This is a genomic window from Micrococcus sp. TA1 (assembly GCF_014199555.1).
GTDB lineage: Bacteria > Actinomycetota > Actinomycetes > Actinomycetales > Micrococcaceae > Citricoccus.
Genome location: NZ_JACHNW010000001.1, coordinates 376,942 through 393,883, shown reverse-complemented (window position 1 = coordinate 393,883; position 16,942 = coordinate 376,942). Strand labels below are relative to the sequence as shown.

Sequence of the window (16,942 nt, the reverse complement as noted above, 5' to 3'; positions counted from 1 at the left end):
AGAAGGACAACGTAGCCATGGCCCATCAGATCCTCGAACAGCAAGTGGATTCCCCGTGGGACGGGGCCCGGTTCGCCCGGGAACGCACCACCGGGGTGCTGCTGGGGCTGAGCTGGTCCCAGGTCATCACCCTCGGGGTGGCCCTGGGGCTGATGCTGCTGCTGGTGTTCACCGGCGGCTTCCCCCGCGGGTTCTGCACCGCCCTGGTCCTCGGTGCGGTGGCCGCCGGGATCGTCGTCCCCACCGTGATGGGCCGGCCCCTGATCGGTTGGGCCGGGCTGTGGCTGCGCTACCTGGTCCGCGGGGCCCGCAACCAGCTGACCTTCGTCCGCCGCGACGGCACCCATGACCACGACGAGGCGCCAACGGACCCGTCCTCCCCGGTGCTGGCCCCCGGTGAGACCAGCACGTCTCGGGATGAGGCCGGGCGGATCAAGCCCGGTGCCGGGGCCCGGTTCCGGCTGCCCGGGGAGGCCAACGAACTGCGGGTGTACACCCTCCCGTCCGGGGCCGGGTTCGTCTATGACCCGCGTCGGGGTGAGGGCATCGTGTGCGCGAAGATCAACACCTCCAAGGCCTTCGCCCTGGAGTCCTTCGACGCCCAGGAGGACCGGACCGCGAACTGGCGCGAAGCCATCTCGGCAATCGCCCGGATGCCCGGGGTGGCCCGGGTCCAGCACGCGGACCAGACCACGCTGATCTCCGGGTCCAAGGTCATGGAGTTCTACAACGCCAAGGGCGCCGAGGCCGCCAACGAGGGCCGGCCCAGCGGGGAGGCGGTCAACCCGTTCCTGCACGCGGCGTTCGTGGAGCTGATGGCCGAGGCCCAGGACATGCCGGTGCACGAGACCTGGATGACGGTGGTGCTCTCCCGGGACAAGGTCGCCAAGCGCATCAAGTCCCTCGGCGGCGGTCTGCCCGGGTTCATGAACCTGGCCCTGTCGGTGATGACGACCATCGAGGGCACCCTGCCGGCCTCGGGGACCACCGTGCAGGCCTGGCACTCCCCGCGGTCGCTGGCCGCCCTGGTCCGTTCAGCCTTCGACCCGCAGGCCTCGGTGGTCATCTCCGAGCGTTCCGGGGACTGGGTCGGGGTCGCCCCCGGTTCGGCCGGACCGGTGGCCATGGAGGTCTTCACCGATCACGTGCGCACCGACGGGTACCTGCACCGCACCTACAAGGTCTCGGAGTTCCCGCAGTCCCAGGCCCGGCTCGGGTTCCTGGAGCCGCTGATCTTCGTCGGGGACTTCCGGCACACCGTCTCCGTGGTGTGGGTGCCGCGCGACGCTCGGGGGGCGTTGAACCACATCCAGCGGCGCAAGGCCGACTGGCGCACCACCACCCGGTTGCTGGACAAGCTGGATAGGCCCCACACCCTGGAGCACGACCGGGAGCTGGAGGACATCACCCGGGAGGAGACCGAACTGGTCGATGGCCACGCCCGTCTGGATATGGCGGTGCTGGTCACCGTCACCGGGGCCGACGAGATGGAACTGGAGGCCAATTGCTCCGATGTGCTCTCTCGGGCCGTGAACGCGAACTGTGAGCTGCGTGTGGTGTACCTGGAACAGGACTCGGCGATGCTCGCCGCGGCCCTGCCCTTCGGAATGGTGGAGATGTGATGAGCCCGACGACGAAGAACCGGCCGAAGATCGAGGTCTTCGACTTCTACCAGGCCAACCGGGAGGGAAAACGCGCCTCAATCACCTCCACCCGGCAGGTGATCAAGGCCCTCAAGGCCGCCCAGGACCAGAGCCCCGAGACCACCGGGGACTTCCCCCGACCCACCTGGGGCCGGGGTGGGCAACGCCGGCCCAGGTCCCTGCACGGCATCGGGATCCTGCGCACGCGCGGGGTGCCGACCACCGCGCACACCGGGGCCACCGCCTACCCGTACGTGGCCGGGACCTCGCTGGGCGCCGACGGGCTGTACATCGGCCGGGACCTCAACGGCGGCGGGGCGTTCTGCTTCGACCCCTGGCAGCTGTATGAGCGCGGGATCATCTCCGGGATGTCGATGATCCTGTTCGGCCAGGTCGGGGTCGGCAAGTCCTCGCTGGCCAAGTCCTTCGCCGTCCGCCTGGTCCAGGCCGGACGCAAGCTCTCGGTCGCCAGTGACAAGAAGGGCGAGTGGACCCGGGTCGTGCACGCCCTGGGCGGGTCGGTCATCCAGGTCGGTCCCGGCATGGGCACCCGGATCAACCCGCTGGACCCGGGCACCCGTCCCTCGCTGAATGCCCAGGGCGAGCCGCTGTCCGATGAGGGGTGGGCGATGACGGTGCGCACCCGCCGGATGGCCATCCTGGTCACCCTGGTGCGGATCCTCACGAACCGGGAGTTGTCCCCGGCCGAGCACCACGTGCTCTCGATGGCCCTGGATACCGGCGTCCAGGCGGCCCAGACCCGGGGCGGGATCGTGATCATCCCGGACGTGATCGACGCCCTGGAGGCCGCCAAGGACCACCCCGACCGGCTGGTCGCGGAGGCGTCCTCGGTGATGGCGATGACCCTGCACCGGATGACCACCGGCGACCTGGCGGGCATGTTCGACGGGGAGACCACCGCGCACTTCGCCGCCGACGCCCCGGCGACCTCGATCGACACCTCCGCCCTGCAGGGGGCCAGCCCGGAAGCGGTGCGGGTGGTCAACGCCTGCTCCGGGGCCTGGACCGAGGCCATGGTCACCACTTCCGACGGTGGTCAGCGGATCGTGGTCTACGAAGAGGGGTGGGACAACATCTCCTCCGAGGCCGACCTGCGCCGCATGGTGGAGTCCTGGAAACTGGCGCGGGCGTACGGCATCTTCAACGTGCTGATCCTGCACAAGATCGCCGACCTGGACATGGCCGGAGACCGCGGTTCGAAGATGGCCGCGATGGCCAAGTCCTTGCTGGCCGACGCCGACGTCAAGGTCATCTACCGCCAGGACCGCTCCGCGCTGCGGGTCACCACCGATGAACTCGAGCTCTCCGACCGGGAACGGTCCCTGCTGAAGTACCTGGACGAGGGCGTGGGCCTGTGGCGCCTGGGCGGGTCCAGCTTCCAGGTCAAGAACGACCTCACCCGGGTCGAACTGGGCCTGTTCAACACCGACGAACGCCTCGTCACCGCCACCGCCACTGAGAGGCAGGCCCGGGCATGAGCTGGAACGCGCAGAACCGCCAGTCCACCACCGGGGCGAACAACCACGCCCTGCCCTTGGTGATCCTCGGGCTCATCGGCGTGTACGGGGCCTACGTGCTGGTCGGGGTGCTCACCAACCGGGCCGTGTGCGGGACCCTGGCCCGGCCGGAGTCGATCGTCGATCCGCTGGGGTTCGTGGCCACCGGTGACGGGACCGCGTTCGGCTCAGCCGCCGGATGCGCGGCACCCAGCGGGACCCTGATCAGCGCGTACATTGCCCTGTTTGTGGTGCTGGTGCTGCTGGTGGGGGCCGGGGCGTATGCGTGGATGCGGTATCAGCAGTCCGATAAGGCCTTCATCCGGTCCATCCGCTGGCGTGAGGGCATGGCCCGCGGCCCGGAGATCCGCCGCGCGGTCGGGGCCGGGGCCGCGCGAAAGAAAGCCACCAAGGTCCGGCCGTCGATCAAGCACCCCAAGCCGGCCGATGCGGCCCTGCTGCTCGGTTCGGCCGAAGGTTCACAGGTGTGGAGCTGCCTGGAGGAATCCGTGGTGCTCATCGGCCCCCCACGCTCGGGTAAGGGCCTGCACCTGCTCATCGGCGCCATCCTCGACGCCCCCGGCCCGGTGATCACCACCAGCTCCCGGGCCGACAACCTCGCCGCCACCGCCACCCTGCGCGCTAACAAGGGCCCGGTCGCCCTGTTCGACCCGCAGGGACTGACCGGTCAGCCGACCACCTTGAAGTGGTCCCCGATCACCGGCTGTGAGGTCCCGAGGGTCGCCAACCAGCGCGCCACCTCGTTGATCAGTTCTTCCGGGTTGGGGGCCTCGTCCACGAACGCGGAGTGGCAGGCCCCGGCGGTGACCATCATGGAGTGCCTGCTGCACGCCGCGGCGCTAGGACACCGCACCGTGGATGACCTGATGCGCTGGGGCAACAACCCGGCCGAGGCCAAGGAAGCGGTGAAGATCCTGGCCGAACACTCAGGCGCGGCCTCGAACTGGAACCTGGTGCTGCAGGGCATCATCGACGGCGAACCCAAGCTGCTGCAGAACAAGTGGTTCGGCGTGGAGGGCGCGGTCAAGGGCCTGTCCGTGCCCGAGGTCCGCGAGGTCCTCAAACCCACCAAGGTCGAAGAGACCCTGGACATCGACAAGTTCCTCTCCCAGAACGGCACGCTGTACATCGTGGGCACCAAGACCGGCGGGTCCTCGGCCGGGCCGTTCTTGATCGCGATGATGGACGCCATCACCGAACGCGCCCGCGAGATCGCCGCCAAATCCCCGGGCAACCGGCTCGACCCGCCGCTGACCCTGGTGCTGGACGAGATCGCGAACATCGCCGGGGCCTGGCCCGGGCTGACCCAGATCATGGCCGACGGCGGTGGGGTGGGCATCAGCGCCTTCGCCGTGTTCCAGTCCCTGGCCCAGGCCCGCAACGAATGGGGCGAACAACCCGCCACCGCCCTGTTCGACGCGGCCACCGTGAAGATCCAGCTCGGTGGAGCCTCCAACGTGACCGACCTGGAACTGTTCTCCCGGCTGGCCGGTCAACGCCAGATCACCCGCACCTCGAAATCCCACGGCAAGGACTCGTCCTCGACCTCCGAGCAGCTGCACGACACCGAGGTGCTCACCGTCGCCGAGCTGCGGCGGATCCCCTTCGGCTGGGGGCTGCTGCTGAACCGCAACGGCCGACCGATCCTGATGCGCATGACCAAGTGGCCCGACCGCAAGGACGCCAAGCAGATTGAGGCCGCTATCAAGGCCTACAACGCCGAGCTGGCCGCCGAGCTCACCGGCGGGGCCGAGGTGCTGTCCTCCACCCCAACCGCCGCCGACACCGCCGAAACCGGCACGGTGGCGGACTGGTCGGCCTCGGTGCCGGTGCGGTGAGACCATGGCACGGCTCTCCCTCACCCGCACCGGCTCGGAGAGCTACCGGGACTACCTGCGGTCCCCGGCGTGGGGGTTCCGGAGGGTGCGCTGGTTCCGCGACGCCCGCGCCCGAGGCGTCGAGCCGGCCTGCCCGGTCTGCCAGCTGACGCTGGAGCAGGCAGGCAGCCTGGACTTGCACCACCTGCGCTACGACGGGGTGCACCGCGACCCGGTCACCGGGGCGTGGAAGGCGCGGGAGGCCGATGAGGACCTGATGCCGATGTGTCGGGCCCACCACGAACAGCTGCACGTCTCGTTGGATGCGCGCAAGGAGTACTTTGGCTGGGACCGGCGTCGGGCCACCGTGCTTATCGTCGTCAGGATGATCCGCCGTCACAGAAAGAAGACCCATGACCACCAGTGATCCCGTCCCCGGCTCCACCGAGCCGCTGAACTGCGAACTGTGCCAGCGGGTCTCCGTCCTGCAGTTCCACACCACCAGCACCGACCTGGTGGACCGCGCCGAATGCCGCCGCGCCGACGGGGACGGGATGTGGCTGTGCTCGATCTGCGAAGAAGGCGTCCACCGGTGGATGGCCGACAACCCCGGCGAAGGCTCCGCCCAGGCCGCGGTGGACGAAATGGTCCAACGACTGCTCAACCTCATCGACGGCCCACCCCGGAAATACCGCCGCCAACGCCGCACCGATGACACAGACTGACCACGCCGCCGTCCGTGAGGGGTCCAGTCGGTCCAGGGGCACGTCTGCCAGGGCTGCGGTGAGGGTCGCCACGTCATGCGGCACCGTTCACCCGAACCGCGCGGAGAAGCTGTTCTGGAACCGCAGCCCCGGGTCGTAGCGGCGCTTGGTCGCGAAGAACTCCTCGAGCCGCGGGTACGCCTGCCCCACCTGCTCCCTCGTGTAGTGCTGCTGGTATGGCAGGTAGAACGTCCCGCCGAGGTCCAGGGAGGACTGGACCAGAGCACGCGTCAGGGACGCCATGTCCGCGCTGCCCTCGTCGCTGAGCTCCTGGCTGAGGTAGAGCACCAGCGAGAACCGCTGCCCCTGCGCGTAGTCCAGGACGATGTCCTCGCGGTGGACCGAACGGATCGAGGCGCTGAGCAGCTGGGCGTCGTGAGGCCCGAGCTGGGCACGCAGCTCGTCGAGGAAGGGGACGATCTGGTCGGGGGGCAGGAAGTACTCGTGCAGGACATCGGTGTACTGCGGGAGCCTGTTCTGCACGAAGCCCAGGCTCTCGTACATCGCCTGGTTGCGCCCGACCATGCACGCCTCGGCCGCGCGCAGGGCCTCGTTGCGCGACTGCAGACAACCGCGCACCCGCGGCAGCAGCTCGCGCTGCGCCGTCCACCTCAGGCGCTGGCCGAGATCACCGGTGCGAGCCAGGTTGAAGAGCAGCCGACCCGCCCGGTCCGAGGCCCGCTCCCTCAGCGGCGGGACCGGCTCGGCGGTGTCGACCCGCTCGTAGGTGTAGACGATCGCTTCTTGCAGCAGGCTGTCCGGGGAGGTCGACAGGTGCGTGTAGGTCAACCGCACCGCGTCGTCGGTTGCCACCTGCGAGGCGAAGACCTGCGGGAAGTCGCGATGTTCGATGACGGTGCTGCGCAGCCGGTACATCTCGCTCTCGACCAGGTCCAGCTCCACGTCGAGCACCACCCCGACGAGCCCGTAACCGCCCACGACGGCCTGGAACAGCTCCGGCTCCTTCTCCGGGCCGACCCGGTGCACGGTGCCGTCGGCGAGCATCACTCGCAGTGAGCGGATCGTGGATGACAGGCTTCCGGCGCGGAAGTCCAGTCCGTGCGCGTTGGCCGAGACCGTGCCCCCGACGCTGAGCACATCGATGCTGGGCATGGTGGCCACCGACAGCCCGACCGGGTGCACCGCCTCCAGCACCTGGTGCCACGTCGCGCCGGCCTGCACGGTGGCCGTCCTCGCGTGCTCGTCCACGGTGATCGCGTCGAGTCCGCGCATGTCCACGACCAGCCCAGCGGGGTAGGACGCCTGCCCGCCCATCGCGTGCTGCGTGCCCCCGACGGCGACGACCAACTCGTTCTCCTCGGCGAACGCTAGCGCGGTCCGCACCTGGTCCTCGTCGACCGGCCGGACGACGCCGAAGACCGGGGTCCGGGTCAGGCAGCTGGCGTCGGACACCGTGCCGCCCTGCTGGGCCAGACCACCGGGGTATGCCGCCGCGTCCACCGGCGCGGTCGCGCGCGGAGCGGCCTGGGTGGGCAGGGGTGGCACCGGGCTGATGAAGCAGTCCTTCGCGGCGACCGGATCCCCCGACCACAGCGCGAACTGCGGGCCGCCCACGACCAGGACAAGCATCAGGGCCAGCGCGACGAGGGAGATGCGCACCCGCCTCCTGCGCGGCGATCGGTGCGCCGGCGCCCGAGGGCTGCCGCTGCGCTCGTGCCTCACGGACGATCCCATGGCTCAGTGAATACCAGCCGCCCGACCGAGGCTAGATCTAGGGCGTCGATCGCCCATGTGGCACGTCCTTCTGCCGGTCGATAGTCGCCTCGAACGCTACGGCGCAGCACCTTCCATCTCGGCCCAGTAGGCCCGTATGTCGGGCGCCCGACATACACCGTTGCCTTCCCGCTCCGAACTGTCTCCGAGCAGGCCACAGGCCCTGCCGGATCAGACAGCAGCGTTGAGGAGGGCGACACCGGTGACAGGCAATCCGTGGGTGGACGACGAGGACGACGACACCTGGCTGAACCACCAGGCCCCCAGCCCCAAGCAGACGAACACTGAGGCACCGGGGTCCCCGCTGCCGTACCTGGAGCCGGAGGTGGAGGCTGCCCTGGCCGCCGACGGCCCGCCGGAATGGTTGGGGACCCGGTGGCGGGACATCGAACCCGGCCAGCAGTGGGACGCCTGGAACGGGTTGCGTCGCTGGGTGGACTGGTTCATTCGCGAATACCGGCTGACCACCTCCGACGTCCCACCGTGCTGGTACCGCCACCCGGACCTGACCGCCGAGCTGTACGCGGCGATGTGCATGGAGTACAAGGTCTGGGAGGAACAGGCCCCCGGGCTGGCCCCGATGATGATGTGGCACCCCAACGTGGCCCAGCTGCGGTCCCGCCTGAAAGACATGACCCACGAGGCCGGCTGCGTCCAGGCCGGAGGGCACAAGGAACCGGTGGCGTACTCCGGCACGGTCGGGGCCTACGAGCTGGACTACGACGAGGACGACTGGATCACCGCGGCCTCGACCATCCGCACCGAGAAGGTCATCGACCGCCCCACCTCCGGGGTGACGTTCATCCGGGCCCGCGCCGTGGACCCCGACGGCGTCGAGCACGGGGCCTCCGACCCGCTGGGGCTGCGCGCCCGCTCCGTGGCCGACGCCGGCTCGGTGCGCCTGGCGTACACCTCCGCGACCCCCGGCCAGGCCGGGGTCGCCGTGAACATCACGGGCGGCCCCGAAGACCTGTCCGTGGTGTGGGAGGAATCGCCCGACGGGACCACCTGGGCGGCGATGAACACCGCCGACGAGCCCACCGGGGACCGGTCCCAGCCCTAAAGGATCCACCCGACCCCCGGCGGGTTCCCCGGGTATGGACCACTGCCCCGATGTGTGTCGGCCCCGGCCCGGTCGGGGCGCAAGCGAACTAGGGGCACGACGTCGGCACGGGGCCGGCGCGGGGCCGGCGCGGATCGATCACAGACGACCAGCAACAACCGAGCAGGGAAGCGAGCAAGTCATGGAGAGTGTGGGCAAGAAGACGGTGCAGGGCAATCTGACCGGTGATCCGCGGAAGGTGCGGACGAAGGCCGGCCAGGAGTTGGTGGTGATGACGGTGGCGGAGAACGGCCGCCGGTTCAACGAGGACTCCCGGGCGTGGGAGGACACCGAGGCGAAGTTCTACGACGTGGCCGTGGACCGGGCGCAGCTGCGCGAGAACGTGCTGGCCTCGCTGCGCAAGGGTGACCGGGTCACGGTCACCGGGGACTACCGGGTGGGCGCCTACGCCACGAGCACCGGCCAGCCGGGACTGAACCACCGCATTTGGGCCGAGGACGTGGCCGCCTCCATGCAGTTCAACCCGGTCGCGGTCCTGCCCCGTGAACACCACCGGGACGGAGCGTCTGTGGCCTCTTCCCCCGAACAGGCCAGGGAGCACTCGGTGGGCCAGGGCCTGCGCCCGGAGCAGCTGACGCCGGAGGCCTACGCGGACTGGGCCGCCGGGCAGCCACCGCTGGTCCCGCACCAGGACCGCACCGCCGGGCTCGTCCGGTAACCGGACCGTTCACTCACCGTCGCTCGACGGCCGGGGGCTTGACCGCTTCCTGGCCGTCGTGCAGTTATGTCAGAGAAGGAGCCCGCGCGTGGCGAAGCGAAGCAATCAGGTGGCCGGTCAGATCTCGGTGTTCGACCTGCTGGCCGATATGGAAGGAACCCAGAGTGCAGAACGGGACAGTGCAGAACGGGATAAGGCCGGAGGACAGGATGCAGGACGGGACGATGCCCGATCCGATCGAGGACCCGCGGCAGGACACCACCAGCGAACTGCTGGGCTGGGAGCAGGATCGGTGGGAGATCGACCGGACGGTGTGGCAGCACCCGCACGAGCAGACTCCGTACGGGACCTCGCTGGTGGAGGCCTTCGAGGCGGCGCACCCGGACGGGGAAGTGACGGTGATCGACCTGATGCTGGGCCTGGACCAGTACCAGGACGCGAGCCAGGACTTCGAGGACTACCTGATCGCGATGGTGCAGTCCAGGGCGATGCAGCTGGCCCCGGACCGGGTGGAACCGATCGAGGCGGAGGAGCTGCTCAGGCTGGCGAAGCGGGACCAGTTGCGGGTGTTGGAGAAGCTGACGGTGCTGGCGACCGAGGTGTTCGACTGGATGCGGGCGCAGGGGATGGACCCGGTGCCGGGGGTGAGCACCCTGCCGCCGCTGGTGACCGAGGCGGACCGGAAGCGGGCCGAACAGGGCTGACGGGTGCCCCGGTCGATTGGACCGGGGGCACCCAACGCCCGGCCACCGTCTCGCGCCGGTTCCTGGCGAACGTCGCCGCGCTGCAGACCCTGGCCGAGCTCGAGGACGCCGGACGCTACGCCACCGCCCAGGACCAGGACGAGCTGTCCCGCTGGTCCAGTTGGGGTGCCCTGCCGGAGGTCTTCGACGACACCGCCGAGACCATCTCCGCCGAGGACCGCCAGCTGGTGCGGAACCTGCTGGGCCCGGAGGGCTGGGAGCAGGCCAAGGCCACGACCCTGAACGCCCACTACACCGACCCCGCCCACGCCAAAGCCATCTGGGCGGCTCTGCAGCGGGCCGGGTTCGCGGGCGGCCGGGTGCTGGAACCGGGGTGCGGGTCCGGGGAGTTCATCGGCCAGGCCCCGGCCAACACCGACATGGTCGGGGTGGAGCTGGATGCCACGACCGCGCGCATCGCCGCGCACCTGCACCCCTCCCACGAGGTCCACGCGGCCGGGTTCGAGCAGGTCCGCCTGGGCGAGGACAGCTTCCACGCGGTGGTCGGCAACGTCCCGTTCGGTTCGTTCCCGGTGGCCGATGCCCGGTACAACGGGCAGAACCTGTCGATCCACAACTACTTCATCGCCAAGTCCCTGCGGCTGACCGCCCCGGGCGGATATGTGGCGGTGATGACCTCCACCTGGACGATGGACGCCCAGCGGGCCTCGGCCCGCCGGGAGTTCGCCCGCTACGCCGACCTGGTCGGCGCGGTCCGGTTGCCCAACGGGGCCATGCAGGACAGCGCCGGCACGGACGTGAAGACCGACGTGCTGATCTTCCGGCGCCGCGAACCCGGGGCGAGCATCGACCAGGACGCCGTCGCCGCCTGGGTGGAACCGGCGGTGATCGAGGCCCCCGACCGGGACGGGGACATCCACCAGGTGCCCGCGTCGCGGTACTTCCGGGACCACCCGGAGAACGTGCTCGGCACCCTCCGGGCGGCCAGTGATCCGTGGGGCGGGATGTCCTACCGGGTGGACCCGCCCGCCGAGGACGACCTCGGAACTTTGCTGACCGAGCGCCTGGGCGCGGTGGTCGACGCGGCCAAGGACCAGGGGCTGGGGTACTCCCCCGACCCGGTGGCCGTGACCCACGATCCGGGGCTGCACTTCCCGCCGGTGGCCGAGGCCGCCGTGGGCCACGTCCGCTTCGACCCGGCCGCCGGCGGCTTCACCCGGTACGGGGCGCAGCTGGAGTGGGAACCGGTGAAGGTGCCGCGTGCTCGGGCCGTGGAGGCCTGCGCTCTGTTGGTGCTGCGCGATCAGGCCGTGGAGGTGATGCGCGCCCAGTCCGAGGGGCTGGGACAGGAGGCCGCCGAGGCCGCGCGGGACCGGTTGCGCTCCGGCTGGCAGCAGTACGTGAACAGCTATGGGCCGATCAACCGCTCCGAGGACATCTGGAAGACCCCGCGCCCCCAGGAGCAGGCCCAGAAGGTGCGGGAACTGGAGGCCGCCTGGCGGGCCACCCTGCCCGAAGACGGGGAGATGGACCGCTCCGAGGTCCCCGTCCCCGCCGAGCTGGCCAGTGCGTGGGCCGCCGAGGCCGCCGAACCGGAGTTCAGTCACCGCCGCCAGCCGCACCTGGAGTTCCTGGCCGGAGATCCGAAGCTGGGCCTGCTGCGCGCCTGCGAGGTGTTCGACGAGCAGGAGCAGACCGCCGAACCGGCGGCCCTGTTGACTCGTGATGTCATCGAGTACCGGCCCCGCCCCGAGCGGGCCGAGTCCGTGGAGGACGCCATCGCCATCAGCCTGGAAGAGACCCGCACCGTGGACGTGGACCGGGTGGCCGGACTGCTCGGCGTGGACGCCGACGAGGCGCAGACGATGATGGCCGGGCACGTGTTCACCGACCCCGAAACCGGGGTGCTCACCCCGAAGGTGGCCTACCTGTCCGGGAACGTGAGGGCCAAGCTGGCCGCCGCACAAGAAGCTATGGCGAACGGTGGGGACTACGCCGTGAACGTGGCGGCGTTGGAGGCGGTGCTGCCGGCGGACGTGGACATCCGCGACGTCGTGGTCAACCCCGGCGTGCACTGGGTCCCGCAGGACATCTACGAGGACTTCGTGCGGGACACCTTCGAGGTCGCCACCGAGGTGAAGTTCAACCCGGCCGTCGAGGCCTGGGAAATCTCCTCCCCCAAAGGCGGGTTCTCCCCCTCCGTGCGGTACCAGTGGGGCACCAACAAGCGCACCCCCGCCGCCCTGCTGGCCGCGACCATGAACTACAAGTCGGTGGTGGTCCGGGAGAAGGACGCCGACGGCACCTACCGCAAGGACGAGGCCGCCACCACCGCGGCCCGGGAGAAGGTCGAAGCGTTGCGGGAGCGGTTCAACGCCTGGGTCACCGAGGACCCGGCCCGTGCGGCACGGTTGCAGACCCTGTACAACGAGGCGTTCAACTCGAGTCTCGCCCCGGACTACGACCAGATGGGGCAGCGGCTGGAACTGCCCGGGCTGGCCGCCGACCGGACCCCGTACACCTACCAGCGTTCGGCCGTGGCGCGGGCGGTGAATGAGCCGGCCGTGCTGCTGGACCATGTGGTGGGGGCCGGCAAGACCGGCACCATGGTCATGGCCGCGATGGAGCTGCGCCGCACCGGCATCGCCCACCGCCCCGCCATGGTGGTGCCGAACCACCTGGTGGAACAGATCAACCGGGAGTTCGTGGAGTGGTACCCGGACGCCAATGTCCTGGCGGTGCCGACCGGGCTGACGGTGGCTGGTCGGCGGGATTGGATGGCGATGGCCGCGGCCGGGGACTGGGACGCGATCATCATGCCCCAGACCGTGTTCGAGCGGGTCGAGATCGACCCGGCCAAACGCGCCGAATGGCTCTCCGAGCAGCTCACCGAACTCGATGAGCTGGTCAAGGACGCCGAGGCGGGGATGTCGGTCAAGCGGGTCGAGGCCGCGAAGAAACGCGTCCAGGCCGCCTACGAGAAGGCCACCCGGGTCACGGACCCGGGGATCACCTTCGAGGAGACCGGCATCGACTACCTGTTCGTGGACGAGGCCCACCACTACAAGAACCTCCAGCGGACGTCTGATCTGGGCGAGCTGGCCTGTCAGGGTTCGAACCGGGCCACCGACCTGGACTTCAAGCTCCGCGCCCTGCGCGAACGCAAGACCCTGTCCGCCGAACGGGCCGGGGTGGCCACCAGCACCTATCTGCCGGCGGTGGCGACCTTCGCCACCGGCACCCCGGTGTCCAACTCCATGTCGGAGATGTGGGTGATGCAGCACTACCTGCGCCCCGACCTGCTGGAAGCCGCCTCGGTGGACACGGTCACCGCGTGGGGCCAGCAGTTCACCACGTCCCAGACCACTCTGAAGCCGAAGATGACCGGCGACGGCTTCGACCAGGTCACCAAGATCGGCAAGTACGTGAACATGCCCGAACTGATGGGCCTGAACCGGACCTTCACCGACACCGTCCAACGCGATCAACTGGAGGCCACCCTCCCGAGTGTTCTGGGTGGGGACCGGATCCTGCTGCGCCGTGAACCCTCCGCGCAGGTCCGCGAGTACATCGACGAGTTGGCCGAGAGGATCGACAACCTCTCCGGGTTCCCCGAACCGGGGGCGGACAACATGCTCAAGATCATGGGCGACGGGCGCAAGGTCGCCCTCGACGGCCGCCTCGTCGGCCTGGACCCTGATGAAGACGGCGGCCGCGCCGTCGCCGTGGCCGAACAGGTCATGGAGGTCCACGAACGCACCCACGATCGCCAGTACACGACCGCCACCGGGGAGGTCTCCGAGGTGCGCGGCGGGCTGCAGATCATCTTCTGCGACCAATCCACGCCCCGGGAGGACCAGTGGAACATCTACCACGAGCTCCGGGACCAGCTCGTGGCCCGGGGCATGGCGCCGGAGCGGATCGCGTTCATCCACGACGCCGACACCGACGAGGCTAGGCAGGAGATGTTCACCCAGGCCCGCGAGGGCCAGTTGAGCGTGATCATCGGCTCCACCGCCAAGATGGGCACCGGCACCAACATCCAGCGCCGGGCCATCGCCCTGCACCATGTGGACTGCCCGTGGCGGCCGGCCGACCTGGAACAGCGCGAGGGAAGGATCATCCGGCAGGGCAACCAGAACGCCCAGGTGGAGATCTACTCCTACGCCACCGAGAAGACCTTCGACGTGGCCAGCTGGGACATGATCGCCCGCAAGGCCCGGTTCATCGGGCAGATGAAACGCGGGGACCTCCAGGGCCGAGAGGTCGAGGACGCCGTGGCGGACCTGGAGTTCAGCGCCTCCAAGGCCGCCGCTGAGCTCTCCGGGGACCCCCGCATCGAGCAGCTGGCCACCATGCAGATGCGCATCGAACAGCTCACCAGCCTGGAGGCCTCCTGGCGGGGGCAACGCTCCGCCACCCGGTCCGAGTTGCGGATGAACCAGAACCGCGTGCAGCACCTGGCGCAGATGCTCCCAACCCTGGAGACCGTCACCGAGGGTGTCACCTCCACCGAGGGTGAGAAGTTCCGGTTCACCCGCCCCGACGGGAGGAGTACCGGCGATCGGATGGCCGCCGGGCAGGTCCTCGCGGCCGCGCTGCGCCGTGAGGCGGTGCGCACCGGCCTGCCGGATTTGGCCGAACCGACGGATCCTGAACCGGTCGGCACCCTGGGTGGGGTGGCCCTCGGCGTGGTGCGCTCGGGGAACACGGTCCAGTTGGTCCCGCTGGGCCTGCCGTCGGTGCACAAGTCCTGGCCGGTCGCCAAGCTGCTTGGGGAGGACATGGGGCCGCGATCGGCCGTGCAGTCCGCCGAGGCCTTCGTCGTCGGCCTGGGCGGGGAGCTGTCTCGCCGACGGGCCGAGCTGGCCAGGCTCACCGAGTCGATCCCCGCCGTAGAGCAAGCCCTCACTCAGCCCTTCGAGCACGCGGACGAACTCGAGAACCTCAAGCGCGAGGCCGCGGAACTGGCCGAGGAGATGGCTCCGACCACCGAGGGCGCCGACGAGACTCCGGTGGAGCTCTCCGGGCAGGGGTTGGCCAAGCTCGGGGACATGGAGCACACCGACCAGCGGGAGGGCGACGTGTGGAACGTGGGCCGGGCGTACTGGCGCGTGGGCCTTCACACGGATGAGCGCACCGGGCGCAGTCTCCCAGTGTGCTGGCCGGCCGAGGAGGACCGGCCCGCCGACCTGGCGACCGCCCAGCCGGCCTACACCCTGCGCTCGGGGAAGCTGATCGCCCGGATGTCTGATCAGCTCAAACCGCTGGAACGGGAGATGCTCGACCTGGACACCACCCGTCACCAGCGGGTGGACCGCATCTGGCAGGTGCCCGCCGAAGCGCGGGTCCGGACGCAGCGCCTGGACGGGTCCATCGTCGAGGGCACCATGGCCGACCGGCAAACCCTGACCACGGACACCGGGGAGCGGATCCGGGTCAACGACCTGGACACCGGACCGGGCATCATCCTCGTGGACGCCACCAGCCCCGAGCAGATCGCCGCCGAACAGGCCGCGGCCGCCGAGAAGGCCAAGCAACGCAGCGCCCACGACTTCCTGCCCGGGGAGGTCCTCGGCGAGGACATCGAGCACTTCGGTTACGCCGGGGACGTGGTCCGCCTGGAGGCCTCCGGGTACGGCGGCTTCCGGCCCGTGGCGGTCAGCCCGGACACCGGGCGCATCCGCGAAGGCACCCCCTGGCGTGTGGAGTCCCGCGAATGGCAGACCACTCCCCCGGTCCGGCTCACCGAGGACCAGAAGACCCAGCTGTACGGGCAGTCACGGTTCACGGTGCCGGTGGAGGACCTGCGCCCTGGGGACGTGGTGGCCGCCACCGACATCGACAACCACGCCCGGACCAAGGAGCCGGTCACCATCACCCAGCTCAGCGGGGACAGCACGCTCAACATCCGGTACAAGAACGAGACCGTCAGCGGGGAGGGCAAGAAGCGCGCCGAGTCCGAGGTGACCGTCCTGGACCGCACCCACGGGGCATTGACCGGCCACGAACTGCTCACCCTCGCCCGCCCCGAGGCGGACCTGCCACCCCGGATCGGACTACGCGAACTGGCCCAACAGGAACCGACCGGACAGCACGTCCTGCTCGATCTGCCCACCAAGGGCGAACTGGCCGGCGGACTGGTGCCCGGACGACTGCAGAACATCGAGCAGGAGCAGAAGACCGGGGCGATGGGACGGCGGATCACCGTGCACCAGCTCGTGATCGAGACCACCGACGGGAACACCGTGCGTATCCCCGCCCAGACTCCCGGCCACGCCACCGTGACCGACCACCCGGTCGCGCTCACTGAGCTGCGCCTGGCCCCCGTCCCTGAGGCAACGGAGGCCAGTCGAGAGACGACGACGGTCGCGACCGGAACCACCGTCACCGGGGACGTCTACCAGCGCGCCACCACCCCCTCCCCCAACCACACACCGGAACCGGCACCGCAGCCGCAGCAGTTACGGCAGGCACCGCAGCTGGACCCGGCCCTGGCCTACCAGCTGCACGCCAGCGCGGTCCCCGCCGGCACCTCACGGGGCTTGGCATGAGGACCGGCCGCGCAACGACACCCCGTGGTGTCCCGGGCCTATGTCAGGGTGGGGTGCAGGAACGGGGACGAGCCCAGGGGGAACTGAGATGGGAACCGCGGAATTGATCGGTTGGGCGGCACTGGCCATAGGCTTCGCTGGGGCCTTCGGCATCTTCGCCATCAACCGCGCCCTGCGCCGAGCCGGCAGTGTGGCCATGAGCGTCGGTCTGGTGGTGTTCTGCCTCATCGCGCTGCACACGGTCCTGGACCACGCGGTGGCCGGAAGCCCGGCCCTGCCCATTGTCTGGATCCTGTCGGTGGCGACGATCGGGATCACCATCAGTTGGCTGACCCGGTACTTCTACCGCGACCTCGACCTCTACGACGTGGAAGAAGGCTATCTCGCCGATAGCGAGTAAATAGCAC

Annotated in this window: 11 protein-coding genes; 10 read left to right on the top strand and 1 reads right to left on the bottom strand. The window is 69.8% G+C overall.

Annotated elements, in window-relative coordinates; translation table 11 throughout:
- Positions 1-17 precede the first annotated feature (17 nt).
- The 5 genes from GGQ69_RS01620 to GGQ69_RS01600 are packed head-to-tail and all read left to right on the top strand — an operon-like array spanning position 18 to position 5,723.
- The gene (locus GGQ69_RS01620) at positions 18-1,622 is read left to right on the top strand and encodes a PrgI family protein (protein ID WP_183523732.1); all 1,605 of its coding nucleotides are present in this window, start codon (positions 18-20) and stop codon (positions 1,620-1,622) included.
- Complete coding sequence (locus GGQ69_RS01615) at positions 1,622-3,142, top strand: conjugal transfer protein TraC (protein WP_255459384.1); 1,521 nt, start codon at positions 1,622-1,624, stop codon at positions 3,140-3,142. The genes GGQ69_RS01620 and GGQ69_RS01615 overlap by 1 nt, the downstream gene beginning before the upstream one ends.
- A complete protein-coding gene (locus tag GGQ69_RS01610; RefSeq protein WP_183523729.1) occupies positions 3,139-5,019 on the top strand; it encodes a type IV secretory system conjugative DNA transfer family protein in 1,881 nt (626 codons plus the stop codon). Before GGQ69_RS01615 ends, GGQ69_RS01610 begins: the two co-directional genes overlap by 4 nt.
- A gap of 4 nt (positions 5,020-5,023) precedes the next feature.
- Positions 5,024-5,425 carry a hypothetical protein gene (locus tag GGQ69_RS01605; protein WP_183523727.1) on the top strand — a complete coding sequence of 134 codons (402 nt, stop codon included), beginning with the start codon at positions 5,024-5,026 and terminating at the stop codon, positions 5,423-5,425.
- On the top strand, positions 5,412-5,723 hold the full coding sequence (locus tag GGQ69_RS01600) for a hypothetical protein (RefSeq protein WP_183523724.1): 312 nt from the start codon (positions 5,412-5,414) through the stop codon (positions 5,721-5,723). The genes GGQ69_RS01605 and GGQ69_RS01600 overlap by 14 nt, the downstream gene beginning before the upstream one ends.
- Before the next feature lie 87 nt (positions 5,724-5,810).
- On the opposite strand, the gene GGQ69_RS01595 is transcribed toward GGQ69_RS01600, so the two are convergent.
- Complete coding sequence (locus tag GGQ69_RS01595) at positions 5,811-7,382, bottom strand: FAD-binding oxidoreductase (RefSeq protein WP_183523721.1); 1,572 nt, start codon at positions 7,380-7,382, stop codon at positions 5,811-5,813.
- Positions 7,383-7,698: 316 nt separating this feature from the next.
- On the opposite strand from GGQ69_RS01595, the gene GGQ69_RS01590 reads away from it, so the two are divergent.
- From GGQ69_RS01590 to GGQ69_RS01570, 5 genes are all read left to right on the top strand, one after another.
- Positions 7,699-8,559: a hypothetical protein gene (locus tag GGQ69_RS01590; RefSeq protein WP_183523718.1), complete on the top strand. Its 861-nt coding sequence runs from the start codon at positions 7,699-7,701 to the stop codon at positions 8,557-8,559.
- 190 nt (positions 8,560-8,749) lie between these two features.
- Complete coding sequence (locus GGQ69_RS01585) at positions 8,750-9,277, top strand: single-stranded DNA-binding protein (protein WP_221243331.1); 528 nt, start codon at positions 8,750-8,752, stop codon at positions 9,275-9,277.
- 224 nt (positions 9,278-9,501) lie between these two features.
- Positions 9,502-9,981: a hypothetical protein gene (locus GGQ69_RS01580; RefSeq protein WP_183523712.1), complete on the top strand. Its 480-nt coding sequence runs from the start codon at positions 9,502-9,504 to the stop codon at positions 9,979-9,981.
- Between the two features lie 227 nt (positions 9,982-10,208).
- Positions 10,209-16,535: a helicase-related protein gene (locus GGQ69_RS01575; RefSeq protein ID WP_183523709.1), complete on the top strand. Its 6,327-nt coding sequence runs from the start codon at positions 10,209-10,211 to the stop codon at positions 16,533-16,535.
- 88 nt (positions 16,536-16,623) lie between these two features.
- Positions 16,624-16,935, top strand: coding sequence for a hypothetical protein (locus GGQ69_RS01570; RefSeq protein WP_183523706.1), 312 nt, complete (start codon positions 16,624-16,626; stop codon positions 16,933-16,935).
- Positions 16,936-16,942: the final 7 nt, after the last annotated feature.

What these genes read in the sequence shown, in the direction of transcription:
- GGQ69_RS01620 (WP_183523732.1), top strand. Translation starts at nt 18, where the DNA reads ATGGCCCATCAGATCCTCGAACAGCAAGTGGATTCCCCGTGGGACGGG.
- GGQ69_RS01615 (WP_255459384.1), top strand. Translation starts at nt 1,622, where the DNA reads ATGAGCCCGACGACGAAGAACCGGCCGAAGATCGAGGTCTTCGACTTC.
- GGQ69_RS01610 (WP_183523729.1), top strand. Translation starts at nt 3,139, where the DNA reads ATGAGCTGGAACGCGCAGAACCGCCAGTCCACCACCGGGGCGAACAAC.
- GGQ69_RS01605 (WP_183523727.1), top strand. Translation starts at nt 5,024, where the DNA reads ATGGCACGGCTCTCCCTCACCCGCACCGGCTCGGAGAGCTACCGGGAC.
- GGQ69_RS01600 (WP_183523724.1), top strand. Translation starts at nt 5,412, where the DNA reads ATGACCACCAGTGATCCCGTCCCCGGCTCCACCGAGCCGCTGAACTGC.
- GGQ69_RS01580 (WP_183523712.1), top strand. Translation starts at nt 9,502, where the DNA reads ATGCCCGATCCGATCGAGGACCCGCGGCAGGACACCACCAGCGAACTG.
- GGQ69_RS01570 (WP_183523706.1), top strand. Translation starts at nt 16,624, where the DNA reads ATGGGAACCGCGGAATTGATCGGTTGGGCGGCACTGGCCATAGGCTTC.